29 protein-coding genes and 1 other RNA gene are annotated in these 22,360 nt (G+C 60.3%); 14 read left to right on the forward strand and 16 right to left on the reverse strand.

Translation table 11 applies throughout. From position 1 onward, the window contains the following. Nucleotides 1-14: 14 nt before the first annotated feature. From SJY21_RS08350 to rsgA, 3 genes are all read left to right on the forward strand, one after another. Nucleotides 15-359 (forward strand): hypothetical protein, encoded by a 345-nt coding sequence (locus SJY21_RS08350; RefSeq protein ID WP_377508855.1) that lies wholly within the window; start codon nt 15-17, stop codon nt 357-359. 40 nt (nt 360-399) lie between these two features. Further along, nucleotides 400-498, forward strand: an RNA gene (ffs, locus tag SJY21_RS08355) — signal recognition particle sRNA small type. A gap of 137 nt (nt 499-635) precedes the next feature. Further along, nucleotides 636-1,667 carry a ribosome small subunit-dependent GTPase A gene (gene rsgA, locus SJY21_RS08360; RefSeq protein WP_377508858.1) on the forward strand — a complete coding sequence of 344 codons (1,032 nt, stop codon included), beginning with the start codon at nt 636-638 and terminating at the stop codon, nt 1,665-1,667. Here rsgA and SJY21_RS08365 read toward each other — a convergent pair. Together SJY21_RS08365 and SJY21_RS08370 are read right to left on the reverse strand one after the other, a co-directional pair. Then, nucleotides 1,662-1,796: a hypothetical protein gene (locus tag SJY21_RS08365; RefSeq protein WP_377508861.1), complete on the reverse strand. Its 135-nt coding sequence runs from the start codon at nt 1,794-1,796 to the stop codon at nt 1,662-1,664. The genes rsgA and SJY21_RS08365 overlap by 6 nt on opposite strands. Continuing rightward, a complete protein-coding gene (locus SJY21_RS08370) occupies nt 1,796-2,524 on the reverse strand; it encodes a DUF6502 family protein (protein ID WP_377508865.1) in 729 nt (242 codons plus the stop codon). Before SJY21_RS08370 ends, SJY21_RS08365 begins: the two co-directional genes overlap by 1 nt. Before the next feature lie 83 nt (nt 2,525-2,607). Here SJY21_RS08370 and SJY21_RS08375 point away from each other — a divergent pair, with 83 nt between their 5' ends. Continuing rightward, nucleotides 2,608-3,228 (forward strand): hypothetical protein, encoded by a 621-nt coding sequence (locus SJY21_RS08375; RefSeq protein ID WP_377508868.1) that lies wholly within the window; start codon nt 2,608-2,610, stop codon nt 3,226-3,228. Here SJY21_RS08375 and SJY21_RS08380 read toward each other — a convergent pair. Beyond that, nucleotides 3,225-3,692 (reverse strand): protein-tyrosine phosphatase family protein, encoded by a 468-nt coding sequence (locus tag SJY21_RS08380; protein WP_377508871.1) that lies wholly within the window; start codon nt 3,690-3,692, stop codon nt 3,225-3,227. The genes SJY21_RS08375 and SJY21_RS08380 overlap by 4 nt on opposite strands. Before the next feature lie 79 nt (nt 3,693-3,771). Between SJY21_RS08380 and SJY21_RS08385 the strand changes: the two genes are divergently transcribed. The 3 genes from SJY21_RS08385 to recR all read left to right on the forward strand — a co-directional run bounded on the left by SJY21_RS08385 (nt 3,772) and on the right by recR (nt 6,538). Continuing rightward, entirely contained in the window at nt 3,772-5,526 is a 1,755-nt protein-coding gene (locus SJY21_RS08385; RefSeq protein WP_377508874.1) for a DNA polymerase III subunit gamma/tau, read from the forward strand. Nucleotides 5,527-5,593: 67 nt separating this feature from the next. Further along, nucleotides 5,594-5,938 (forward strand): YbaB/EbfC family nucleoid-associated protein, encoded by a 345-nt coding sequence (locus tag SJY21_RS08390; protein WP_377508877.1) that lies wholly within the window; start codon nt 5,594-5,596, stop codon nt 5,936-5,938. A gap of 6 nt (nt 5,939-5,944) precedes the next feature. Continuing rightward, nucleotides 5,945-6,538 (forward strand): recombination mediator RecR, encoded by a 594-nt coding sequence (recR, locus tag SJY21_RS08395; protein ID WP_377508880.1) that lies wholly within the window; start codon nt 5,945-5,947, stop codon nt 6,536-6,538. On the opposite strand, the gene SJY21_RS08400 is transcribed toward recR, so the two are convergent. From SJY21_RS08400 to SJY21_RS08410, 3 genes are all read right to left on the reverse strand, one after another. Beyond that, nucleotides 6,535-7,086, reverse strand: coding sequence for a DUF4453 domain-containing protein (locus SJY21_RS08400; protein ID WP_377508883.1), 552 nt, complete (start codon nt 7,084-7,086; stop codon nt 6,535-6,537). The genes recR and SJY21_RS08400 overlap by 4 nt on opposite strands. A 179-nt stretch (nt 7,087-7,265) precedes the next feature. Then, nucleotides 7,266-8,090 (reverse strand): methyltransferase domain-containing protein, encoded by an 825-nt coding sequence (locus SJY21_RS08405; RefSeq protein WP_377508886.1) that lies wholly within the window; start codon nt 8,088-8,090, stop codon nt 7,266-7,268. A 180-nt stretch (nt 8,091-8,270) separates the two neighbouring features. After that, nucleotides 8,271-9,014, reverse strand: coding sequence for a DUF1013 domain-containing protein (locus SJY21_RS08410; RefSeq protein WP_377508889.1), 744 nt, complete (start codon nt 9,012-9,014; stop codon nt 8,271-8,273). A gap of 125 nt (nt 9,015-9,139) precedes the next feature. On the opposite strand from SJY21_RS08410, the gene SJY21_RS08415 reads away from it, so the two are divergent. Continuing rightward, the gene (locus SJY21_RS08415; protein WP_377508891.1) at nt 9,140-9,769 is read left to right on the forward strand and encodes a ribonuclease T; all 630 of its coding nucleotides are present in this window, start codon (nt 9,140-9,142) and stop codon (nt 9,767-9,769) included. Here the strand turns inward: SJY21_RS08415 and SJY21_RS08420 are convergent. The 3 genes from SJY21_RS08420 to SJY21_RS08430 all read right to left on the reverse strand — a co-directional run bounded on the left by SJY21_RS08420 (nt 9,766) and on the right by SJY21_RS08430 (nt 12,066). Further along, on the reverse strand, nt 9,766-10,203 hold the full coding sequence (locus SJY21_RS08420) for a VOC family protein (protein WP_377508894.1): 438 nt from the start codon (nt 10,201-10,203) through the stop codon (nt 9,766-9,768). The genes SJY21_RS08415 and SJY21_RS08420 overlap by 4 nt on opposite strands. 188 nt (nt 10,204-10,391) lie before the next feature. Further along, entirely contained in the window at nt 10,392-11,366 is a 975-nt protein-coding gene (locus tag SJY21_RS08425) for an NAD(P)H-quinone oxidoreductase (RefSeq protein WP_377513196.1), read from the reverse strand. A 1-nt stretch (nt 11,367) separates the two neighbouring features. Then, nucleotides 11,368-12,066: a COQ9 family protein gene (locus SJY21_RS08430; protein WP_377508897.1), complete on the reverse strand. Its 699-nt coding sequence runs from the start codon at nt 12,064-12,066 to the stop codon at nt 11,368-11,370. A 108-nt stretch (nt 12,067-12,174) separates the two neighbouring features. Here SJY21_RS08430 and rpsU point away from each other — a divergent pair, with 108 nt between their 5' ends. Further along, complete coding sequence (gene rpsU, locus SJY21_RS08435) at nt 12,175-12,381, forward strand: 30S ribosomal protein S21 (RefSeq protein ID WP_009159816.1); 207 nt, start codon at nt 12,175-12,177, stop codon at nt 12,379-12,381. Nucleotides 12,382-12,448: 67 nt separating this feature from the next. Here the strand turns inward: rpsU and SJY21_RS08440 are convergent, their stop codons facing one another. Beyond that, nucleotides 12,449-12,907: an Lrp/AsnC family transcriptional regulator gene (locus SJY21_RS08440; RefSeq protein WP_377508901.1), complete on the reverse strand. Its 459-nt coding sequence runs from the start codon at nt 12,905-12,907 to the stop codon at nt 12,449-12,451. Between the two features lie 135 nt (nt 12,908-13,042). Between SJY21_RS08440 and ald the strand changes: the two genes are divergently transcribed. Continuing rightward, complete coding sequence (ald, locus tag SJY21_RS08445) at nt 13,043-14,161, forward strand: alanine dehydrogenase (protein WP_377508903.1); 1,119 nt, start codon at nt 13,043-13,045, stop codon at nt 14,159-14,161. 41 nt (nt 14,162-14,202) lie between these two features. Continuing rightward, on the forward strand, nt 14,203-14,814 hold the full coding sequence (locus tag SJY21_RS08450; protein ID WP_377508906.1) for a sulfite oxidase heme-binding subunit YedZ: 612 nt from the start codon (nt 14,203-14,205) through the stop codon (nt 14,812-14,814). 7 nt (nt 14,815-14,821) lie between these two features. On the opposite strand, the gene SJY21_RS08455 is transcribed toward SJY21_RS08450, so the two are convergent. Beyond that, nucleotides 14,822-15,421, reverse strand: coding sequence for a short chain dehydrogenase (locus tag SJY21_RS08455; protein ID WP_377508908.1), 600 nt, complete (start codon nt 15,419-15,421; stop codon nt 14,822-14,824). A gap of 109 nt (nt 15,422-15,530) precedes the next feature. Further along, entirely contained in the window at nt 15,531-15,941 is a 411-nt protein-coding gene (gene mscL / locus SJY21_RS08460; RefSeq protein ID WP_377508911.1) for a large conductance mechanosensitive channel protein MscL, read from the reverse strand. A 151-nt stretch (nt 15,942-16,092) separates the two neighbouring features. Between mscL and SJY21_RS08465 the strand changes: the two genes are divergently transcribed. Further along, a complete protein-coding gene (locus SJY21_RS08465; RefSeq protein WP_377508914.1) occupies nt 16,093-16,788 on the forward strand; it encodes a glutathione S-transferase family protein in 696 nt (231 codons plus the stop codon). 10 nt (nt 16,789-16,798) lie between these two features. Here SJY21_RS08465 and SJY21_RS08470 read toward each other — a convergent pair whose 3' ends face one another. Further along, nucleotides 16,799-17,245, reverse strand: a complete 447-nt coding sequence (locus SJY21_RS08470) for a YtoQ family protein (protein ID WP_377508917.1) — start codon at nt 17,243-17,245, stop codon at nt 16,799-16,801. 51 nt (nt 17,246-17,296) lie between these two features. Continuing rightward, nucleotides 17,297-17,926, reverse strand: coding sequence for a class I SAM-dependent methyltransferase (locus SJY21_RS08475; protein ID WP_377508920.1), 630 nt, complete (start codon nt 17,924-17,926; stop codon nt 17,297-17,299). A gap of 87 nt (nt 17,927-18,013) precedes the next feature. On the opposite strand from SJY21_RS08475, the gene SJY21_RS08480 reads away from it, so the two are divergent. Next, on the forward strand, nt 18,014-18,904 hold the full coding sequence (locus SJY21_RS08480; protein ID WP_377508923.1) for a LysR family transcriptional regulator: 891 nt from the start codon (nt 18,014-18,016) through the stop codon (nt 18,902-18,904). Here the strand turns inward: SJY21_RS08480 and pheT are convergent. Continuing rightward, on the reverse strand, nt 18,901-21,300 hold the full coding sequence (pheT, locus tag SJY21_RS08485; protein ID WP_377508926.1) for a phenylalanine--tRNA ligase subunit beta: 2,400 nt from the start codon (nt 21,298-21,300) through the stop codon (nt 18,901-18,903). The two genes, SJY21_RS08480 and pheT, sit on opposite strands and share 4 nt — an antisense overlap. 169 nt (nt 21,301-21,469) lie before the next feature. On the opposite strand from pheT, the gene SJY21_RS08490 reads away from it, so the two are divergent. Continuing rightward, complete coding sequence (locus tag SJY21_RS08490; protein ID WP_377508929.1) at nt 21,470-21,778, forward strand: hypothetical protein; 309 nt, start codon at nt 21,470-21,472, stop codon at nt 21,776-21,778. Here the strand turns inward: SJY21_RS08490 and SJY21_RS08495 are convergent. Continuing rightward, on the reverse strand, nt 21,775-22,206 hold the full coding sequence (locus tag SJY21_RS08495) for an ASCH domain-containing protein (RefSeq protein WP_377508932.1): 432 nt from the start codon (nt 22,204-22,206) through the stop codon (nt 21,775-21,777). The genes SJY21_RS08490 and SJY21_RS08495 overlap by 4 nt on opposite strands. Between the last annotated feature and the right edge of the window lie 154 nt (nt 22,207-22,360).

A 22,360-nucleotide genomic window follows, 5' to 3' on the forward strand; every position in this document is an offset into this window, starting at 1 on the left:
CAAAGGTGCGTGTTATGAAAAAGCTGTTGTTCGTGCTGGTCCTTCTGGCCGCGGTAAGCGCGTATTTCACAAGACCCGGCCCGGACGGGATCGAGGCACAGATCAACACGATGCTGCAAAGCGCGATCAACGATGGCCAGCTTGAGGATCTGAACGATCCGGGGGCGGTTGTCCTGTTGGCCCTGTGCAAGTCTGACGTGCCCGCCTGCGCCCAGATGTTGCGGCAGGGTATGGATGTGACACTGAGCGACCAAAAGCTGTTCACCACGGTGCGCGCCACCGGCTTTGGCAAGTCTGTGACATGCTATGGTGCCTATACACGGCTTTTCTGCCCTGGCGGATTGCGCGACGACGCCTAGCATCCCTTGCGCCATCGCCCCGCCCCGCCTATATGAGGGGCGAGAGGTTGGCGCGGGCAAGCGCCTCGCCAACCTGGTCAGGTCCGGAAGGAAGCAGCCACAACGAGCCCCGCTTGGGTCGATGTCCAGCCTCTCACCACGCGCCCTTTGCGCCAACGCCACGACAGGAGGATCACCATGATTGTATCTGCATCCCCCCGCCGGGCCATGGCGCAATCCTAAGGGACATACGCCCTTGCCCGCTTTGATCCTTTTTCCTGATCTAGGGCAATTCCAATGACCGAAACGACTTTGACCAGCCTTGGCTGGACCCCGTTCTTTGCGCGCCAGCTAACGGGCGATGAAACCGGCACGCCTGCGCGTGTCACCGCCGTGCACCGTGCCAGCGTCACCGTGCTTGGCCCCCAAGGTATCGCCACGCTTTTGCCGCCCGAACAGGCCGGCAATTATGCAGTCGGCGATTGGGTGCTGCACGATGGCACCGTGGTGATCCGCCTGCTGGATCGCCAGACCGAAGTGTCGCGCCGCGCCGCCGGTCACGTGGCCCTGCGCCAGTTGATCGCGGCCAATGTGGACACGCTTGCGATCGTCACCAGTTGCAATGCAGACTTCAACGTGGCCCGCCTTGAACGCTACCTTGCGATGGCGGGCGCAGCGGGCTGCCTGCCCCTGATCGTGCTGACCAAGGCAGACGAGGCTACGGATGCCGATGACTATGTGGCCCGCGCACAAAAACTGTCGCCCCTGGCGTCCGTTATCGCGCTCGATGCCCGCAACCCCGACGCGGCCAAACGCCTCTATCCTTGGTGCAAGGATGGCCAGACCCTTGCGCTGGTCGGATCATCGGGCGTGGGCAAGACCACGTTGCAAAACCTGCTGACAGGGATTGCCGACACGACCCAAGGCATGCGCGAAGATGATGCCAAGGGGCGGCACACCACAACAAGCCGCGCCTTGCGCCCGACCCTTGCGGGCGGCTGGCTGATCGACACGCCGGGGATGCGCGAATTGCGCCTGACCGATGCCGCCGAAGGGATCGACACCGTGTTCGGTGACCTGAGTGAACTGGCGCAGCAGTGCAAATTCAACGACTGCGCCCACGAACGCGAACCGGGGTGCGCCATTCAGGCGGCGATCACGGACGGCACCATTGACGCCGATCGCCTTGCCCGCTGGCAAAAGCTGCTGCGCGAAGATGAATACAACAGCGAAACCGTGGCCGAGGCCCGCGCGCGATACAAGAAACTGGGCAAGATGTATCGCGGTGCACAGGACGCACGGCGCAACAAGCGCGGCGACGACCTATAGCACCGTTTCGGCGGCGGCGGGTGCAGCGCATCCGCCCGTGCCACCAATGCCACCATCACGGGTTTCGCACACCGGTGGCGAACAACTAGCCAGCGCAATCAGACATAGCAGGATGATGAACCGGCGCATTAGCTGTCCCCTTTTGTTGGGCTGTAGAAGTATCCGCCCGCGCGAAACCTTTGCGATCCGGGGGATTTTTCTTGCAGGCGTGCTGCCTCGTGGCTGATCTCTTGCAGCAGTGCCATCTGACCTTTGCGAAAGCGCGCATCAAGATGCGCAACTGCATCGCCTGAAAGCCCGTCATAATGGGCTGCGCGTTCGAAATGCCCATCACCGTCACCAACGATATTGTCGGTCGCCGCTGACAGGAAATCACCGCCGTTGCGCGCCAGATAGGCGATCTGCTCATTGCTTCCGGCGAGTGGCTGATAGGACTCGGCGATCAAGGTCACCACATCACCATCGACCGAAACCGTTCCCGCCGCGACCAGCTGTTCCAGCAAAGTGCGCGGATGCACATCGCGCACGATGGATTGCGCCAGGGCATCAAATGACGGCACCGCCCCTTTGCGCGGCAATGGTTTCCCTGCATAGACCGGATCAATCTGCCACTGCGCCACAAGCCGCGCCAGATGGTTGGCCGGGGGCGCGACATTGGGCGTCTCACCCCGCAAGCGCGCCACATCACGGCGCTGCAATCCGGTCATCACACTGATCCGGCTGTCCGTATCAGCCACGCGCGCCGCCGCCTGCACGTAGTTCGCCTTGAGCCGCTCGGCCGTTTCAGCAAACAGCACACCGCGTGCCACGAACAGACGTGCGAGCGGGAACAGCAGGGAATCCAACAGGGTTTTCATATGTGCAATTTACACATTTCACTTGACATGACAATCGGAATCGAAATATGTGCAATTTACACATTTCTTACTCGGAGCCTCACATGACCCGCCTTGTTGCCCTTTGCACGCTGATCCTGATCAGCGCCTGTTCCACGACCAGCCAGACCACTTCGGGTGGCGACTGGCTCGCGGCGCGTAGCGCTGTCGTAGACCCCGAAATCGCCGCAGCAGCCGCTGTTGAACCCGATCTGCGCCTGCCCGCCCGTATTGGGGTCGCACGAGTTGTCAACGGCCAGATCACCGCGATCCCCGCCGATGAAATCGCCCTGATGTCCGGCATCAACAGCGCCGGCGCACGGTTTGGCAGTTTCACTGCCGTGTCACCGATGATCGCACAGACGATCGAAACTGACGGACGCCCTGATGCCCTGCGCCTTGCCCGCCTGACGGCCGCGCGTCAGCATCTGGATTATGTGCTGGTCTATGACCTGTCCGCCCAAGGGCGCGGGATTGGTGCAACCGGCATGGCCCAAGCAATCCTGTTGGACGTGCGCAACGGCTACCCCTATGGCACCGCGACAGCCAGCGCGCAGAACGTGCGCACCATGCGGACACGCGGTTACTATGGCGCGCGGGGCCTGAGCGATGAAAGCGCGCGCCGCGTCACCCGCGCACTGGTGCCTGAAGTGCGCGCAATGTTGACGGCCCTCGCCGACAGCTAGCTGCCCAGCGCCCAATCCATCTGTTCGCCTGTTTCCACGGCGCAAGGGCGCACCGCACGCAGACGTTGCAGCGCGGTGCGGCCGTCCTCTCCGGCGGCGACCATGATCCGCAGACAGGCCATGCCCGAACGGCCACAGCCTGCACGGCAATGCACCAGCACACGCCCCCCATCGCGCAGGACGGCCAAGGCCTGCGTTTCAATCCCGCGCCACAGTCCGTCCCCGTCCGGCGCACCGAAATCCGCAATCGGCAGATGCGCCCAACCGATCCCCAATGCAGCAAGATCATTGGGCATCGACGGCACAGCCAGTTCCGCAAGCGGCGTCATCGTCACCACCAATTGCGGGGCCCATGCCAGCAAGACGCGCAAATCGGCAGCATAATCGCCGCGCCCCGGCATCGGCGTGATCGCCAACGTGCCACCCGCAACAGGCAGCGCGCTTATCTCAAATTCCGACGCCATGATTGCCCCCGTGATGCCTGTGGACCTTAGCCCCGCTCCGCCATACCCTAGCCGCCAATCGCGAATCCAGAAAGCCGACATGAGCGCAGACACCTCCAAACCCGCCTATCAGGTCCTTGCGCGGAAATTCCGCCCCGAAACCTTTGCTGACCTCGTTGGCCAGGACGCGATGGTGCGCACCCTGCGCAACGCCTTTGCTGCCGACCGGATCGCGCAGGCCTTCATGATGACGGGCATTCGCGGGACCGGCAAAACCACCACCGCGCGGATCATCGCCAAGGGGATGAACTGTATCGGGCCGGATGGCACCGGTGGCCCAACGACCGATCCTTGCGGGAAATGCGAACACTGCACAGCGATCATGGAAGGGCGCCACGTTGACGTGATCGAAATGGATGCCGCCAGTAACACCGGCGTCGCCAACATTCGCGAAATCATTGATTCCGTGCACTACCGCGCCGCCAGCGCGCGCTACAAAGTCTATATCATCGACGAAGTGCACATGCTGTCCACCGGTGCATTCAACGCCCTGTTGAAAACGCTCGAGGAACCGCCCGCCCACGTCAAATTCATCTTTGCGACGACCGAAATCCGCAAGGTGCCCGTGACGGTTCTGTCTCGCTGCCAGCGCTTTGATCTGCGCCGCATAGAACCCGAAGACATGATCGCGATGCTGCGCCGGATCGCCACTGCCGAAAGCGCGGAAATTGCCAATGACGCGCTGGCCCTGATCACCCGCGCCGCCGAAGGGTCCGCGCGCGATGCGCAATCGCTGCTGGATCAGGCAATCAGCCACGGCGCAGGCGAAACAACGGCCGATCAGGTGCGCGCGATGCTGGGCCTTGCGGACCGGGGCCGCGTGTTGGACCTGTTCGATATGATCCTGCAAGGCGACGCCGCAGGCGCGCTGACCGAACTGTCGGGACAGTATTCCGACGGGGCCGACCCGATGGCGGTGCTGCGTGATCTCGCTGAAATCACCCACTGGGTCAGCGTGATCAAGATCACGCCCGACGCCGCCGACGACCCGACAATCGGCCCAGATGAACGCACCCGCGGGCTGGCAATGGCCGAAAAGCTGGCGATGCGCGTGCTGACACGGATGTGGCAGATGCTGCTGAAAGCGTTGGAAGAAGTCGCGATGGCCCCCAATGCGATGATGGCCGCCGAAATGGCCGTGATTCGCCTGACCCATGTGGCTGATCTGCCCACACCCGACGATCTGGTGCGCAAACTGCAAGACGCGACACCGCCCCCGTCTGGTGGTGGTGGCGGGCGCCCCGCGCCCAGCGCCGGTCAATCCACGAACGCGCGCGGCCAAACACCCGCCCCCACCCATTCCGGCCCCAGCGGACCGTCTGCGCAACTGGCCGTAGCGGTTGCAACTGACGACAGTCTTGCCCGCTTCGCCACATTCGAAAGTGTCGTTGCCCTTATCCGCAAACACCGCGATGCCAAGCTGCTGGTGGACGTTGAAAACGGCATCAAACTTGTCAGCTATGCGCCGGGGCGGATCGAGTTTGAGCAAGCCGCCGATGCCGCCCCTGATCTGGCCCAACGCCTTGGTGCGCGCCTGCAGGCTTTTACCGGCAACCGCTGGGCCGTCAGCGTGACCGCAAGCGGCGGCGCACCCACCATCGCGGAACTGCGTGACAAGGCCGATGTCGAACTGCGCGAAAAAGCTGAACAACACCCGCTGGTGCAAGCCGTCCTGATGCAGTTCCCGACGGCGCGGATCACTGAAATCCGCTCGCCCAAAGCGCTGGAAACCGAGGCTGCGGAAGACGCCCTTCCCGAAGTCGACGAGGAATGGGATCCGTTCGAGGACAGCTAGCGCCCCTTGTCGCGCACGCTGACAGACCGTATCTCACTAGAAACGCATATTCGCAGGAGACGAGCAGATGTTCAAAGGTTTGGGCCAAATGGGCGACATGGCCAAAATGATGAAAAAAGCGCAGGAAATGCAGGGCAAGATGGCCGAACTGCAGGAAGACATGCACAATATCATGGTCACGGGCGAAAGCGGCGCCGGGCTGGTCAAGGCCACGGCCAGCGCCAAAGGCGAACTCAAGGCGCTTGATATCGACCCCTCAATCTTCAAGGCAGACGACAAGGAAGTGGTGGAAGACCTGATCTTGGCGGCAATCAAGGACGCCCAAGCCAAAGCATCCGACCGCGCGCAATCGGAAATGGCCAAACTCACCGAAGGCATGGGCCTGCCCGCCGATATGAAACTGCCGTTTTAGCCGCGGATGACCCAAGGCACCCAAGACATCGACGACCTGATCGCCCTGATGGCGAAACTGCCGGGGCTAGGGCCGCGCTCGGCACGGCGTGCGGTGCTGCACCTGATCAAGAAACGCGGGCGGCTGTTGACCCCGCTTGCGGAGTCCATGCAAAAGGTCGGTGCAACCGCGCGTGAATGCCTCAATTGCGGCAATATCGGCACAGGCGATATCTGCGATATCTGCACCAGCGAGAAACGCGCGACAGGGCAGATTTGCGTGGTCGAGGACGTGGCCGACCTTTGGGCGATGGAACGGGCCAGCGTTTTCAAGGGCCGCTACCACGTGTTGGGCGGCACCCTGTCGGCATTGGATGATATCGGCCCCGAGGAACTGCGCATCCCGAAACTGCGCGACAGGATCGCCAGCGAAGGGATCACCGAAGTGATCCTTGCCCTTGGTGCGACGATCGACGGGCAAACCACCGCCCACTACATCGCCGACAACCTGCCCGGCGTGACTGTCACGTCACTGGCGCAGGGCGTGCCTGTCGGCGGAGAACTTGATTACCTTGACGATGGCACTATCACGGCCGCGCTCAATGCGCGCAAAGCGCTTTAGCCCGCGAACCCGTCGCAAGACAGATCAGGCACATCGGGGATCATGGCCCAGCCCATTTCACCGCCCCGACCCAGATCGACGAATGTCCAGCCGTCAACCGGAATGAACAAATACAGGATGTCATCACCTGCGCGCAGCACCCCACTGACCGGCGCATCCTTGTGACGACCGGTGTGCAGGGCAACATCAGGCCCACGATAACCGACACATGCGCTTTCGAATCCATCAGCGACAGGCAAGTCGAGCACCCGCAGCCTTGCGGCAATATTGGGGATGTTCAGGCTAGTGCGCGTGGTATCAACGTCGCATTCCCACTCGGCTTCCATCTCGCGCACAAGGGCGACAATGCCAGCCTCGGACGGATCAGGTTCCGCACCCGTGACCAAACAGTCGGAATTGTCAAAAATCGCCTGCCCAAGCGGCGACTGAAAGCAATTGCCCGCATGATCAAATACCAGATTGCGCGTGAACCACAGCTCGTCACAAATATCGACGGCCTGCACCGCGCCGCCCCAGATCGCCAATAGAAAAACACCCAGACTGCGCACGACTTCCCCCTTCTTTTGTTCCGAAATACCTCCCGCCGGAGGCTCCGACCCTACCACAGGTCCAGCGTCCAATCACTTTGGCACAACCGCGCAGTATCCAAATCAAAAAAAGACAACAAAGCCCCGCGGCCATCGGCTGCGGGGCTTTTCAATTTGGTTGGACCGGCGACGGGCCGCGGTTACTGCGCGGTCAGCTTGAACCCCAATGCCTGATCCCAGTGCACGAAAGTCCCAGTGCAAATGAACCCGTTCTTGGAATAGCTACGCATACCGTGCCTAAAATCGTTGAACGCAGCGTTGTAGTCTTCCCGTTCGCGGAACTGGGGCATGATCCGGTTCAGCATAACAAACACGGATTTGCGGCTGATTCGGCAAAATTCATCGATCAGGACCATCCAGTCTTTGGGATGACAATAATGTTCGATCGCCTGAAAGCACATGACCATGTCATAGCTTTTGTCCGCGAATGGATAAGGCGCATGACCCGCGTCAAAAACAGTCATCGGCAAATCAATGCTTTCGACGACGTGACGATAGGGCCAATCCGGCTTTTCAGGGTCAATCGGGTTGCCGCGATCATCAAATTCGCGCGCAAAGTCGGGGTCATTGAGCGCGCGAAACTGTGCCATCGCCGCGCCGTCCTTGGACCATGCCATATTGGCGTAATCGGTGCCCATCACGTTATGGCCATAGTGGCGTAGAATTTCCAACATGGCACCGTGGGCTGTTGAAAGCTCCAGCACGTCTTGCGGCTGCGAGATCAGCAATTCCGGCATATAGAGCTGAATGCGGTTCCAGCACCTTTCGATGTTGCGTGCACGTTTCGCATATTTCTGCTGCATCTTCGCGCTGCGGCGCAACCCTTCGGCGTCAAGCGGGTAGTCCGCCATCAATTCAGCGGGCGGCTTCTCTCCGAACAGGTCGATATTGTCGGCCTTGGTCCGTTCCTGCTTGATCAACTTGCGAACCGCTGGGTCCTTGAAGGTTCTGACATCGTGTAACAAGCTCTTGCTCCTCAATCATGGCACTTACGGCTCTTGAGGGACCAGTAAGCGTTTATTCATGTGGCACGAGAAGGGCTGAAATCTGATTAACTGCGGCAGAAATGGATTGTTTCTAAGACCGCAACAAAAAACCCCAGCGCGCGGCTGGGGTTTCCATTATTCAAAAGGGCGTGACGGGACTTAGTCGTCGTCGCCTTCATCATCAGGCAGGTTAAAGAACGTATCTTTGTCCGGCACAGATGTGTCTTCTTCATCTTCATCCACATCCGTGGACAGGGTGAATGTCTCAAGTCCGGCAATCGCGGTCGGAATCTTTGGTTCGTCGGGCATCCCGAGGCTCTGTTCGGTGCTGACCAGCTTGCGGCGCTCGTCATCGGTCATCACACCGCCTTCCTTGGCCTTCTTGGCGTTGGCCTTTTGCACGGCCGCGTCCAGTTCGGACTGCTTGCACAATCCCAGCGCAACCGGATCAATGGGGTCGATGTTGTTGATGTTCCAGTGGGTGCGCTCGCGGATCGCCTGAATGGTCGGCTTGGTCGTGCCGACAAGTTTGGACACCTGCGCATCCGACAGTTCGGGGTGGAATTTCACCAGCCAATAGATCGACGCGGGGCGGTCCTGACGCTTGGACAGCGGCGTATAACGCGGGCCGCGGCGCTTTTCTTCACCGTCTGCGGCAGGGTTATGCACCAGTTTCAACTTGTGCGTCGGGTCTTTCTCGGCGGCGTCGATCTCGGCTTGGGTCAACTGCTTGTTGGCAATCGGGTCAAACCCCTTGACGCCCATCGCCACATCGCCATCAGCGATGCCCTGCACTTCCAACTCGTGAAAGCCGCAAAAGTCGGCGATCTGTTTGAAGGTCAGCGTTGTGTTGTCACACAGCCAGACTGCGGTGGCTTTCGCCATGATCGGTTTATCAGACATCTCGGTCTCCTCTAAACATGCCTTCCCCGCGCCCTTCCGTAGGGGCAGACCGCTTGGGCCGGGTTCTCATTGTCGGGGAACTTGGGTGCTATATAGTCGCGCTGACCCAAAGTGAAAAGATCAAAATGCTGCGCTACCTTTTGCCCCTGCTTTTATCCTCCAGCCTTGCCCGCGCTGACGGCACGGCGGGCGAATTTGACTACTACGTTATATCCTTGTCGTGGTCGCCCAACTGGTGCGCCCTGGAAGGGGATGCGCGCGGCTCACCACAATGTGACGCAGACGCCGATTTCGGATGGGTGCTGCACGGGCTATGGCCGCAATATGAACGCGGCTGGCCGGATTATTGCCCGACCGTCCATCGCAACCCGTCACGCGGCGACACCGCCGATCAGGCGGATATTTTCGGATCAAGTGGATCAGCATGGCACCAATGGAACAAACACGGGCGCTGTTCGGGGTTGTCAGCCGATGATTACTATGCCCTCGCCCGCATCGCCTATGACCAGATCACCCGCCCCGCCGTGCTGCGCGATCTTGACCGCGACGTGACCCTGCCTGCGGCCCTGATCGAACAGGCTTTTCTGCGCGACAATCCAGGCCTAAGCGGCGACATGATCACGATCACCTGCCGCGCGGGCCAAATCCAGGAGGCCCGCATCTGCCTGACCCGCGACCTGGAACCGCGCGTCTGTGGCGCGGATGTGATCCGTGATTGCACGCTGGACAACGCCTTTTTTGCGCCAATCCGTTAGGGCCGCCCGTCCTTGTATTCAGCCGGTCCCTTGACCTCGATCTTGTTGCCAAACGGATCACGAATGTAGAACGAATGGCCCATCCCGCGCGCGCCGCCATGCATCGCCTCGCGTTCGATGTTCACCCTATGCGCCGCCAGATGCGCGCGCATTTCGTCATGATCAAACGGTCCGGTCGCGATACAAATGTGGTCAACATTGCGCCCGCCAGCAACGGGTGGAACGGCGTCAGCCGCACCCGGATCGGTCACATCCCACAGGACGATCAGCGCGGCCCCCGCCCAGACCTGCTCCATCCCGAGGGCGGGATAGGAATAGCCGGGCGCACAGCCAAGCACATCGCGATAGAACGCCATCGCGCGCGCCATGTCATCGACCAGAAAAACCACGTGGTCGATTCCAACCAGACTGAAGGGAATAGCGCGATGGGTCACTTGCCTTTCTTCGACCCGCCACCGGTTGGAATCTTTTCAAGATCACCGTGGTCTGCATCGGGTAGGGGTTGATCAGACTTGGGGCCTTTGCCAGAATCTTTCTTGGACATCGTTATTCCTTTCAATGCGTTGGCAGCCATTTGGGCCTAGATGGAAAATGCTAGCACGGGTTCCGCAAAACCCAAAACCTAAGGTGCAACGCGCAACACGATCTTGCCGATATGCGCGCTGCTTTCCATGCGGGAGTGGGCGGCGGCGGCATCGGCCAGCGCGAATTCGCGGTCCATTACCGGCGCGATTTTGCCCGCCGCCAGCAGCGGCCAGACATGGGTGCGCAACTGGTCCGCAATCCGTGCCTTGGCCAGATCGCTTTGCGGGCGCAGCGTGCTGCCTGTGATCGTCTGGCGCCGCATCATCATGGGCGCAAAGTTGATCTCGGCCTTAGGGCCTTGCAGGAACGCGATCTGCACCAGCCGACCGTCTTCGGCCAAACTGCGCAGATTTCGGGCGATGTAATCCCCCCCGACCATATCGAGGATCACATCCGCGCCGCCCACACCTTTCATTACGTCAACAAAATCCGCATCGCGATAGTTGATCGCGACCTCGGCCCCCAGCGCGACACAGGCCGCGCATTTTTCGTCCGAACCGGCGGTGGTGAACACCCGCGCGCCAAAGGCCCGCGCCAATTGGATCGCGGTGGTGCCAATGCCGCTTGAGCCGCCGTGCACAAGGAACCGCTCGCCCGCCTGCAAGCCACCGCGCATGAACACGTTGGACCAGACGGTAAAGAACGTTTCCGGCAGGCAGGCCGCCGCGCGCATGTCCATGCCACCCGGCACAGGCAGGCAATGGGCGGCAGGTGTCGCGACATATTCGGCGTATCCGCCCCCCGGTAACAACGCGCAAACCCGATCACCCAGCGCCCATTCGGTGACGCCATCGCCAAGCGCGACAACCTCGCCCGAACACTCCAATCCCGGCAGATCGCTCGCCCCCTTGGGCGGCGCATAAAGGCCAGCGCGCTGCAAGGCATCGGGGCGGTTCACACCGGCATAGGCCACCTTGATCACCACCTGCCCGTGACCCGCCACAGGCATGGGGCGGTCTGTGATTTGCAACACATCCGGCCCACCGACCGCGGTAATTTCGACGGCGCGCATGTTAGTCATTCGGCGACCAGTGGCCGGGCAGATCATCACGCGCAGCCCTCTGGGGCGCTTTGATATTGCCAAACAACTGCCCCAATGGCCCCAAGACAGGGCGCAGCACCGGATTGTCGCGCGCCTGCGCCTTGGCCTTTTCAAACTGCATGACGTTCTCGATCCGGCGGTCGATGAATTCGTCGGTGGCCAGCCCGTCAAAGCTGTCATCCCCCAACCAGAACAGCACAACCGACCCGTAAACCGCCGACAGCGTCGCGCGTTTCGTGTACCAGTTGATGTCGCGGGATGTGTCGCCAAGGGCCGTCCAGATCGCATCGGCCGTTCCCCAGATCAGACCCGCGCCAAGGGGTGCCAAATGCGGCAAAGCAAAGAGCGAGGTGCCACGGCGCACGATTTCCTTGTCACCCGCAACCTCCAGCCGCACGCGGATCGCTGTCGCCACCTTGTCGCGGAACCGCATATCGCCCAGATCGGTCTGCGCAAGACGCGCAAACATCGCGCGGTCGCCGTCTTCGTGATACAAAACCGCCAGATCAACAGCCCCGCGCGGACAGGCCGCGCGCGCTGCTCCCGCATCCAGACCCGAATCGTCCACCGCCGCGTCAAAGGCCTGCGCCGACCAACCGTCAAAGGCCACATGCGGCACGATCGCCTGCAAAAGCGCGGTTTTGACGGGATCGGGGGCGGGGGTTGGCATGGCGTTCTCCTTGGTTAAGCGCAGTGTAGACAAGACACGGGGCCTTTGCTATACGGCGGCTTCCTGCAAATCCTTGCAAATCCAACTTAGAAAGGTGGTGAAAACCACATGCAGGTTAGTGTTCGTGACAACAACGTCGATCAGGCGCTTCGTGCTCTGAAGAAAAAGCTCCAGCGTGAAGGTGTCTTTCGTGAAATGAAGCTCAAGCAGCATTTCGAGAAGCCCTCCGAGAAAAAGGCGCGCGAGAAGGCCGAGGCCATCCGCCGTCAGCGCAAGCTGGCTCGTAAGAAAGCACAACGCGAAGGGATGCTCTAAGCACCCCAAGCTGAGAACGCTTTGAGAATATCAAACCCCCGCAAGCGCAAGCTGCGGGGGTTTTGTGTTAGACCGGCAATGCCGTTGTGCTGACAACCGTGCGCAGGGCAAAGCTGGATTGCATGGTCTGCACGCCCGGAAGGCTGGCCAGATGGCGGCGGTGGATGGCGGCGAAATCATCAGTGTCGGCGGCGACCACCTTGAGCAGGTAATCAGCCGTGCCTGCCATCAGATGACACTCCAGCACATCAGGCACGCGCGCCACGGCCTTTTCGAACGCGTCCAGCACCTCGTCTGCCTGCGCCGACAGGGTAATTTCCACGAACACAGTCGTTTTGCGCCCGATCTTGCGGGCATCCAGCAGCGCCACGTAATCGCGAATGATCCCGTCCTTCTCAAGACGCTGCACACGGCGATGACAGGCGGACGGGGACAGATTCACCTTGTCCGACAATTCCGCATGCGACATCCGCCCGCCCTTTTGCAGGGCCACAAGGATTCGCCGGTCTATCTGATCAATTTCCATATCGCGCACGATCCTTCGACTTTTTCACCATTCTACGCACGTTTCTAAGCGTATAACCCGCCAAAGTCAGCCCCATTCACATATCAATTGCAGGCGTCCCCGCACATAGTCGCGCCAGTTCAGGGAGGACATAAAATGCACATCGGTTGCCCCAAAGAAATCAAACCACAAGAATTCCGCGTCGGTCTGACGCCCAATGCCGCCGTCGAGGCGATTGCCCACGGTCATCAGGTCACGGTTGAAACAATGGCCGGGGCCGGTTCGGGTTTCCCCGACGAAGACTACATCGCCGCGGGCGCGAAAATCGTCGGCACCGCCAAGGAGGTGTTCGACACCACCGACATGATCGTCAAGGTCAAGGAACCCCAGGCAGGCGAGCGCAAGATGCTGCGCGAAGGCCAGATCCTGTTCACATACCTGCACCTTGCCCCCGATCCCGCCCAGACCAAGGACCTGATGGAAAGCGGCTGCACCGCTATCGCCTATGAAACCGTCACGGACCGCAACGGCGGGTTGCCGCTACTGGCGCCCATGTCCGAAGTGGCGGGGCGTTTGGCCCCGCAAGTTGGCGCATGGACCCTGCAAAAGGCAAACGGCGGACGCGGCGTGCTGATGGGCGGTGTGCCCGGTGTTGGCCCCGCCCGCGTTGTCGTGATTGGCGGTGGTGTCGTCGGCACCCATGCGGCACGGATTGCCGCTGGCATGGGTGCGGACGTGACGGTGCTTGACCGCTCGCTGCCACGGATGCGCTATCTTGACGATGTTTATGGCGGCACCTTCAAGACCAGCTATGCCAGTGCAGGCAACACCATCGAACTGGCCCGTCAGGCCGATATGATCATCGGCGCGGTCCTGATCCCCGGCGCGGCGGCACCCAAGCTGATCAGCCGCGCGCAACTGTCCGAACTCAAACCCGGCGCGGCCCTTGTGGACGTGGCGATTGATCAGGGCGGGTGCTTTGAAACCTCAAAGGCGACGACCCACCAGGACCCGATCTATGACGTGGACGGGATCATGCACTACTGCGTCGCCAACATGCCCGGCGCGGTCGCGCGCACGTCCACCATCGCACTGGGGAACGCCACGATGCCCTTTATGCTGGCGCTGGCCGACAAGGGCTGGAAGAAAGCTTGCGAGGACGACGAGCACCTGCTGAATGGGCTGAACGTGCACGCAGGGCAGTTGACCTACTATGCGGTCGGCAAGGCGCTGGGGATCGACGTGCTGTCACCGCAGCTTGCGTTGAAAAACTAGCGACGGAAATCGAGCGGGACAGCGTAATAGGGTTCTAACCTATGCACGGAGCCCCAATGTTGTCCCGCTATTCCCCCTACCTTCTTTGGGCGCTGCTTGCCCTGCCCGCTGTCGGCATCCTGAACGATGTCGTTTCAAGTGATGACGCCCGCATCCTGCATAGCCTGCTGCACCCCACCGGTGAATTCGCCGCGCGGTTCATGATTATCGCGATGATGGCGACACCGCTGATGTATCTATTCAAAGGCTGGCGCGGGCCGCGTTGGCTGGTTAAGAACCGGCGCTACTTCGGTGTTGCCGCCTTTGGCTATGCCGCCTTGCACACTGCGTTTTACCTTGGATCCGAGCCTTGGGCCGATGTGGTTGCTGATTTCACAAAGCTTGAAATCTGGTCGGGCTGGCTCGCGTTCGCGATTTTTATCCCGCTGGCGGCCACGTCGATGGATTCTGCCGTGCGTAAGATGGGCACCGCGTGGAAATCATTGCAGCGCTGGACCTACGGCGCAGCTGTTTTAACACTGATCCACTGGGCATCCCTGCACGACTGGCGCAGCCCTTGGGCTGCCATCATCCACTTTGCCCCGCTCGCCCTGCTGACGCTTTATCGGTTGTGGTTCGTCTATCTGCGGCCCCGCGCCGTCGTTCCGGCGTGACGGCAACTTATGCGACGATGAACACCTGACCGGTCAGGCAGCCTTCGACGGATTTGCTGAATGCCTCGCCAACGGCGTGGTCGCTCACATGATTGTGGCCACGAAAGAACCCGTCGTATTTTGCGCGTGACGCCTCGAGGACCTCGGGGCTGACGACATTGATGCGGATGCCGCGCGGCATGTCCACAGCCGCACCGCGCACGAACCCGTCAATCGCACCGTTCGCGGCCGCAGCCGCGGCCCCGCCCCTGATCGGATCACGGTTCAACACACCGCTGGTCAGGGTGAAGGACCCACCGTCATTGACATGGGCGATCCCGGCCAGCACCAGATTGATCTGCGCAATAGCCTTGGCGTTGATGCCGCTGATCGCCTGCTCGGGCGTCATTTCGCCAACGGGGCCAAAGTGGCCGTGCCCGATAGCACTGACAACGGCATCGACCTTTCCGACTGTTTCAAACATCGCCTGAATGCTGGCAAAGTTTTCAAGATCAACTGTTAAGTCGCCATTTGATCGTCCTGCGGTGACGATGTCGTGGCGCGGTGCAAGCGCCTGCACGGCTGTTTTACCGACAGCGCCAGTTGCGCCGATCACGATGATTTTCATGTCGATCCCCTTTTTTGTGTTGGCCTCAACCTAGCTTGCGACAAACCGATGCACCAATGCAAAAGGCCCGCCGGTCAGGCGGGCCTCGCTTGTTGTGAATCGCGATTGCTTACTTTTTCAACGCGTCGCGGATTTCTGTCAGAAGCTCTTCTTGCGTCGGGCCTGCTGGCTCGGCCGGGGCTTCTTCTTCCTTTTTCTTCATCTTGTTGACCTGACGCACCATCATGAACACGACAAATGCAATGACCAGGAAGTTGATGATCGCCATGATGAAGCGCCCATAGGCGAACACGGCCGCACCCGCTTCTTCGGCTTCTGCGATCGAGCCATACTCGCCCTCGCCCAGCAGTGCATACATGCCGCTGAAATCGGTTCCGCCCATGAACAGGCTGATGATCGGATTGATCAAATCGGCCACAAGGCTGCCGACGATTGCCGTAAAGGCTGCACCGATGATGATACCAACGGCCATGTCCATGACATTTCCCTTGGCGATGAAGTCTTTGAATTCTTTAATCATTTCACTGTTCCCACTGTATAGCCTGCGCGCCGGTCTGCAGCCGGCTACGCTTGTGCGCACAGTGATAGCGCTAAAATCGCAGATAACGAGGGGTTTTTTTACGGCCTCGGCGGGTTTAGGTCAAAATGCAACACAGCCAAAGGGGCCAGACATGACCGATCTTTCAAAATTTCCTATCACGACACGCTGGCCCGCGACCCGGCCGGACGTGATCCAGCTTTATTCGTTCCCAACACCCAATGGCGTCAAGGCATCCATCGCGCTAGAAGAACTTGGGCTGGACTATGAAGCGCACCTTGTGACCCTTGCTGATGCAGATGTGAAATCCGATGCCTTCCTGTCGCTGAACCCCAACAACAAGATCCCCGCGATCATTGATCCCAACGGCCCAGACGGCCCGCTGCAACTGTTCGAAAGCGGCGCGATCCTGATCTATCTTGCGGAAAAGACCGGCAAGCTGATGGGCAAGACCGCCAGCGACAAGGCCCGCACGATCCAATGGGTGATGTTCCAGATGGGTGGTGTTGGCCCGATGTTCGGCCAGCTTGGGTTCTTCTACAAATTTGCCGGTGCCAAAATGGACGACCCGACCGCACGTGACAGGTATATCGGCGAGGCCAAGCGCCTGCTGGCGGTGGTTGAACAGGAACTGGACGGCAAAGACTGGATCACCGGTGATTTCAGCATCGCCGATATCGCATTGGCCCCATGGCTGAACGCGCTGGATTTCTACGGGGCCAAGGATGTCACCGGTTACAACGACCTCACGAACGTGCCTGCCTATGTGGATCGCTTCTTTGCGCGCCCTGCGGCTGCCAAAGGGCGCAACATTCCGCCGCGCCCCTGATCCGGGTGGATTACGAACCCACCTTACCCGTCAAAACATAGCGCAGGATTTCAACGACCTGCGCGGGTTCCTCGGCCACAGCCAGTGCCGCCGCATGCACCTCTTTCAAGGGGTGCTGGTGGTCTGGCCCGCTCAGCACGATCAGGGATTTGCCTAGCGCGGCGGCATAACCCGCGTCAAACGCCGCGTTCCACTGTTTATACTTGTCGCCAAAGCGCACGACGACCACATCCGCATCGGCAATGCCCTTGCGGGTGCGGATGGCGTTGACCATAGCGCCCTTGTGGTCGTGCCAGTATTTGTCCGGCTCAGCCCCAAGGATCGCCACACCGCAATCATCACTCGCGTCATGATCGGTGACGGGACTGTGGAATGTCACATCCAGCCCCTTGGCCCCGTCGATGATCTGTTCGCGCCAGTCGGTGTGGATTTCGCCGGATAGATAGACTTTCAGCATCACAATTCTCCGCTTGTTTCGGATCGTTGCTAGCACATCATTGGCACAGGGTTAACGCTTGCGGGCAACAATATAGCGGCTCATCGCCGGGAAACTTCCCACCTCGATAAGGTCGAAACCGGCATCGCGGATCGCCCCTTCAAGCTGCGCAAAGCTGAACCGCGATACATAGGGCGCGATACCCAACAAGCGCATCGGCGGAATCATCGCAGCGAAGGCAAAGCGCTTGATCCCGATCGAGGGTTCGGAAAGGCATGGCGTCTTGGAAATAAACAGGCCACCCGTCGGCAACTTGCGATGAATGTCACCGAAAATCCCTTCACGGTTGCGGACCAGATGAAAGATATTGAACCCCGTGACCACATTCACAGGTTCCGGCCCATCCAGGGCCGCATCCACCGGTGCCACACGAAAGCTGGCATTGGCGACGCCTTGGTCATGCGCCTTCTCGGTGGCGATCTTGACCATCTCGGAGGACACATCCGTCCCGATGATCTGCCTTACGTTCGGGGCCAGTTCAAGCGCGGTCGATCCGGTGCCACACCCCATTTCCAGCACCGTGTCCGTGGACGCCAGATAGCTGCGGGTGCGTTCGCGGGTGTATTCATAGGCCGCCTGGTCGGCAATCTTCGAGGCGGCATATTTGCGGGCGCGTTTGTCCCAGAAACTTGCGGTTGTCATGTTGTATCCCTTTTTCTGAAACCATCTTACATATGCATGGATCAGCTTGGAATTGACGAAATACGTAGTTTCCATATACGTTTTCGCATGGATCAAGCCAAATCAACTCCCGACTGGACCCACCTGCGCGCCTTTCTGGCGACCGCGGACTCTGGTTCGCTTTCCGCTGCTGCGCGCGCCTTGGGGCTGACGCAACCAACCCTTAGCCGTCAAGTTGCCGCGCTTGAGGACCAGCTGGGTGTGATGTTGTTTGAACGGGTCGGACGGCGGCTTGACCTGACGGATGCAGGCCGCAAGCTATTGCCCCACGCGCGCGACATGGGGGTCGCCGCGGAACGTGTCGCCCTGTCGGCCAGCGGGCAGCGTTCCGAAGTCAGTGGGCAGGTGCGCATCACCGCCAGCGACATTACCGCCGCGACCTTCCTGCCCAAGGTCGTTGCATCCTTGCGTGAAATCGCACCGCAGTTGCATATCGACGTGATTGCCAGCAACGACATTCAGGATCTGATGCGCCGCGAGGCCGATATCGCAATCCGCCATCAACGCCCCGAACAGCCCGACCTTGTGGCGCGTTTGGTGCTGGATGCGATGGGGTATTTCTATGCATCGAAATCCTACCTCGACAAACACGGTCGCCCGACCACCCGCGCAGAGCTGGCAAAACACGACTGGGTGTCATTTGGCGATGTGGACCGCATGGTTGGTTTTATGGTCGCAATGGATATTCCGGTGACGCCGGAATCCTTTCGATCCTCGTCTGAAAACGGCATGGTCGCTTGGGAACTTGGCCGCGCGGGGTTGGGCATTTGCCCGATGGATATTTACCACGGCGAACGCGCACCCGACATGGAAGCCATCATGCCCGACGAATTGCACGTTACCTTTCCGATCTGGCTGGTCACGCACCGCGAGATTCACACCAGCCCGCGGATCAGGCTGGTGTTCGATGTTCTGGCCGAAGCAATCGCCGCGCGCTAACCGCGCAGCGTGCCACCGGTTGCCTTTGTCACTTTCTCGACGATTTTGGCGCTCACAGCTTCGATGTCGGCCTCTTTCAAGGTCGCATCGGTGGGCTGAAGGCGCACGGTGATCGCAAGGCTTTTCTTGCCCTCGCCAAGGGTGCCACCGATGAATTCATCAAAGACGCGCACGCCGTCAATCAGCGCCTTGTCGGCACCCGCCGCCGCATTCACCAGCGTCAGGGCCGCGACATCGGCGTCGACGACAAAGGCAAAGTCGCGTTCCACCGCCTGCAAATCGGCGGCATCCAAAGCGCCGCGACTTGCGCCCGCGTTGCGCGGCAAAGGCACCTCTTCGGGCCAGATGGTAAAGCCCATCGCCGGACCTTTGACATCCATCGCGGCCAGCACCTTGGGGTGGATTTCGCCAAATACGGCCAGCACTTTTTTCGGCCCCAGACAGACCTTGCCGTGCCGCCCCGGATGCCACCATGCATCCCCGTCACGCATGATCTGCACCTTGGCAGGGGCACCGATGGCGGCCAGAACAGCCTCGCAGTCGGCCTTGGCGTCGAACAGATCAACAGCACGCGATGCGCCATGCACGTCCTTGGGGCCGGTGCGCCCGATCAGCAGGCCGGTGACCATACCATGTTGTTCGCCCGGTTCACCGCCGGCAAAGGCATCGCCGACCTCGAACATGGCCATATCCATGAAACCACGCGCCTGATTGCGCGCTGCGGCCTGCAACAGGCCGGGCAGCAACGCTGGGCGCATATGTGACATCTCGGACGAAATCGGGTTTTGCAGCATCGTCGCGTCATCACCGCCACCAAACAGCGCCGCCGAGGCCTGATCAATGAAGCTGTAAGTGACACATTCGTTATAGCCCAGCGCCGCGCAGGTGCGCCGCGCCATCTGCTGACGTTTCTGCGCGGGCGTCATCACGGGGGCAGGCACACCTGCGCGCACGCGCGGCAGCGGCTTGCCAACCAGCCCGCTCAGGGACGCGATCCGCGCGACTTCCTCGACCAGATCAGCCTCGCCCTGCACATCGGGGCGCCATGACGGCACATGGGCCATATCGCCCTCCATCACAAAGCCCAGATCGGTCAGGGTCTTGCGCTGCACATCTGCGGGGATGTCCATCCCGACAAGCGAGGAACAGCGATCCGTATCAAGCCTGTAGGCACGCGCGAAATCGGGTTGTGAACCGGCCAGAACGACCTCGGAAGCCTCACCGCCGACAGTATCCACGATCATCCGCACGGCATGTTCCAACCCTTCGGGCGTGAAAGCCGCGTCAATCCCGCGTTCAAAGCGATAGCGCGCGTCGGAATTGATTTTCAGCGCGCGGCCCGTGTAGGCGGTGCGGATCATGTCAAAATAAGCAGCCTCGACAAAGACATTGACCGTATCCATCGTGCAGCCGGTTTCCAAGCCACCCATGACACCGGCAATGCTTTCGGGCTTTTCAGCGTCCGAAATGATCGTCATGCCGTCCTGAAATGTGTATTCCTTATCGTCCAACCCGATCAGGGTCTCGCCACCCTTGGCCTTGTGCAGACGCAGGGCGTTTCCGGCGATCTTGTCCGCGTCAAACACGTGCAGCGGGCGGTTCAGATCGTAGGTGAAAAAGTTGGTCACATCGACAAGGAAACTGATCGGGCGCAAGCCAATGGCGCGCAATCTATCCTGCATCCATGCGGGGCTGGGGCCGTTTTTCACACCGCGAATGACGCGACCATAGAACACGGGCGCTTGCGGCAGGGTGTCGTCGTCAATCGTCACCGTCACGGGGCACGGGAATGTCGCTGGCACCGGATCAACCGTGTGGTCCTTCATCACGCCCAAGCCACGCGCCGCCAGATCACGGGCAATGCCGCGCACGCCCAAGGCATCGGGGCGGTTCGGGGTGATCGCGATTTCAATGACGGGATCCACCTTGGAGGGATCATGTTCCGCCAGCCAGTCGGTGAATTTTTCGCCCACCTTGCCGCTGGGCAATTCGATGATGCCATCGTGTTCGTCGGACAGCTCCAATTCGCGCTCCGACGCCATCATGCCATAGGATTCGATGCCGCGGATTTTGCCCACACCGATGGTCGTATCAATGCCCGGAACATAGACACCGGGCTTGGCCACGACCACGGTAATCCCCTGGCGGGCATTGGGCGCGCCGCAGATGATCTGTAGCTCGCCTTCGTCCGTGTCCACCTTGCACACGCGCAGCTTGTCCGCATCGGGATGCTTTTCGGCATGGGTGACATAGCCCAGCGTGAATGCATCCAGCTTGGCCAGAGGGTTTTCAATCCCCTCGACCTCAAGCCCCAGATCGGTCAGGGCTTCGGTGATTTCATCGACGCTTGCGTCTGTTTCAAGGTGCGATTTCAGCCAGCTTAGCGTGAATTTCATGTCTTTGCCCTTTGGCACTCGTGTCTGTGATCAGCGTGGTCTTAACCCATGTGGCAGTGCGGGGAAAGGCGGCATGAAATCACCGCCAGTCTGTCGTGGATTTGCCGCAAAGTTATGGTTTACGTAAGGTTAAGAACGGGTGGGGACGTGTGAGTTGGATGGATGCGTGATGGAATATCGCGGGCATATCTTGTTGGTTTTCGGGCTAAGCCTGATGCTGTCGCCATTGGCGATCAAACTTGTGATGGATCACGAAGCAGCAGAGGTTGCGGCGACGACGGCGCCCGGTCGGCTGACCACCAAAGGCGCGGCAGATCAGGAGTGCGATCGCTCGACGATTGAAACCGCGATTGGCCGGATCGGCTGTGGTGCGGCAGCAGAAGAAACGCCCGTGCGCCGGATTGATCAATCAATGGGATCGGGCAATACCACGCGGCGGGCAGTTGGCGGGGCCACGTTTGTCACCGCGCGCCCCTAGTTCAGTTCGCGCCCCTGCAGGTCTTCGACCAGCTCGAAGTGTTCAAAAATCAGCAACATTTCTGGATCATAGCCGCCGTTGCGCTTGAAAAACGCCTTGTGATCCTTGCGCCAACCCAGCAGGGTTTCGTTTTCGCCCTCGGCCAGCGCCATTTCCTCGGTAACGTCACAAAACCGGACCTCCTCGACCTTCACGGTCTTGATCACCAGCGCAGGCGTGCCATCCCAGTTGGCCGCGATATCGCAGCGGCCGACGACAGGCATCGCTTCGGGTTCATCCGCAAATTCGGACGCCGCGCCGCAGCTTGCGGTTTTCTTGCCCTGACGGACCAGTTTGATCAGACGCTGGCACAGCTCGGCACTATCGCCGAACTTGAACGTTCCGGCGCCGGGGTAGGTCTGTTGCAGGTCTTCGATGTCATCGGTCATGTGCGCCTCGCTATCCCCAATGCCGCGCCCGATCCGAGGGGTGGGCGTAAAGCGCCCGCCCCGTGGGGGGCGGTTCGGGCGCTATTTAACTACTTCTTTCCCTTAACGAGATAGTAAATTGTGAAAACTGAAGCTGCCAAAACTATCGGGATGA

Origin of the sequence: Octadecabacter sp. R77987 (assembly GCF_042466115.1) — a bacterium.
Lineage (GTDB): Bacteria > Pseudomonadota > Alphaproteobacteria > Rhodobacterales > Rhodobacteraceae > SW4.

Coding starts and splice junctions, on each gene's coding strand:
- ald (WP_377508903.1), top strand. CDS start 13,043: ATGCACATCGGTTGCCCCAAAGAAATCAAACCACAAGAATTCCGCGTC.
- SJY21_RS08390 (WP_377508877.1), top strand. CDS start 5,594: ATGTTCAAAGGTTTGGGCCAAATGGGCGACATGGCCAAAATGATGAAA.
- SJY21_RS08455 (WP_377508908.1), bottom strand. CDS start 15,421: ATGAAAATCATCGTGATCGGCGCAACTGGCGCTGTCGGTAAAACAGCC.
- SJY21_RS08425 (WP_377513196.1), bottom strand. CDS start 11,366: ATGCGCGCCGTCGAAATTACCGCGGTCGGTGGGCCGGATGTGTTGCAA.
- SJY21_RS08470 (WP_377508917.1), bottom strand. CDS start 17,245: ATGCTGAAAGTCTATCTATCCGGCGAAATCCACACCGACTGGCGCGAA.
- SJY21_RS08430 (WP_377508897.1), bottom strand. CDS start 12,066: ATGCCAACCCCCGCCCCCGATCCCGTCAAAACCGCGCTTTTGCAGGCG.
- SJY21_RS08490 (WP_377508929.1), top strand. CDS start 21,470: ATGGAATATCGCGGGCATATCTTGTTGGTTTTCGGGCTAAGCCTGATG.
- rpsU (WP_009159816.1), top strand. CDS start 12,175: ATGCAGGTTAGTGTTCGTGACAACAACGTCGATCAGGCGCTTCGTGCT.
- SJY21_RS08350 (WP_377508855.1), top strand. CDS start 15: ATGAAAAAGCTGTTGTTCGTGCTGGTCCTTCTGGCCGCGGTAAGCGCG.
- SJY21_RS08415 (WP_377508891.1), top strand. CDS start 9,140: ATGCTGCGCTACCTTTTGCCCCTGCTTTTATCCTCCAGCCTTGCCCGC.
- SJY21_RS08440 (WP_377508901.1), bottom strand. CDS start 12,907: ATGGAAATTGATCAGATAGACCGGCGAATCCTTGTGGCCCTGCAAAAG.
- SJY21_RS08410 (WP_377508889.1), bottom strand. CDS start 9,014: ATGTCTGATAAACCGATCATGGCGAAAGCCACCGCAGTCTGGCTGTGT.
- recR (WP_377508880.1), top strand. CDS start 5,945: ATGACCCAAGGCACCCAAGACATCGACGACCTGATCGCCCTGATGGCG.
- SJY21_RS08380 (WP_377508871.1), bottom strand. CDS start 3,692: ATGGCGTCGGAATTTGAGATAAGCGCGCTGCCTGTTGCGGGTGGCACG.
- SJY21_RS08375 (WP_377508868.1), top strand. CDS start 2,608: ATGACCCGCCTTGTTGCCCTTTGCACGCTGATCCTGATCAGCGCCTGT.
- mscL (WP_377508911.1), bottom strand. CDS start 15,941: ATGATTAAAGAATTCAAAGACTTCATCGCCAAGGGAAATGTCATGGAC.
- SJY21_RS08370 (WP_377508865.1), bottom strand. CDS start 2,524: ATGAAAACCCTGTTGGATTCCCTGCTGTTCCCGCTCGCACGTCTGTTC.
- SJY21_RS08495 (WP_377508932.1), bottom strand. CDS start 22,206: ATGACCGATGACATCGAAGACCTGCAACAGACCTACCCCGGCGCCGGA.
- pheT (WP_377508926.1), bottom strand. CDS start 21,300: ATGAAATTCACGCTAAGCTGGCTGAAATCGCACCTTGAAACAGACGCA.
- SJY21_RS08480 (WP_377508923.1), top strand. CDS start 18,014: ATGGATCAAGCCAAATCAACTCCCGACTGGACCCACCTGCGCGCCTTT.
- SJY21_RS08475 (WP_377508920.1), bottom strand. CDS start 17,926: ATGACAACCGCAAGTTTCTGGGACAAACGCGCCCGCAAATATGCCGCC.
- SJY21_RS08450 (WP_377508906.1), top strand. CDS start 14,203: ATGCACGGAGCCCCAATGTTGTCCCGCTATTCCCCCTACCTTCTTTGG.
- SJY21_RS08365 (WP_377508861.1), bottom strand. CDS start 1,796: ATGCGCCGGTTCATCATCCTGCTATGTCTGATTGCGCTGGCTAGTTGT.
- SJY21_RS08385 (WP_377508874.1), top strand. CDS start 3,772: ATGAGCGCAGACACCTCCAAACCCGCCTATCAGGTCCTTGCGCGGAAA.
- rsgA (WP_377508858.1), top strand. CDS start 636: ATGACCGAAACGACTTTGACCAGCCTTGGCTGGACCCCGTTCTTTGCG.
- SJY21_RS08465 (WP_377508914.1), top strand. CDS start 16,093: ATGACCGATCTTTCAAAATTTCCTATCACGACACGCTGGCCCGCGACC.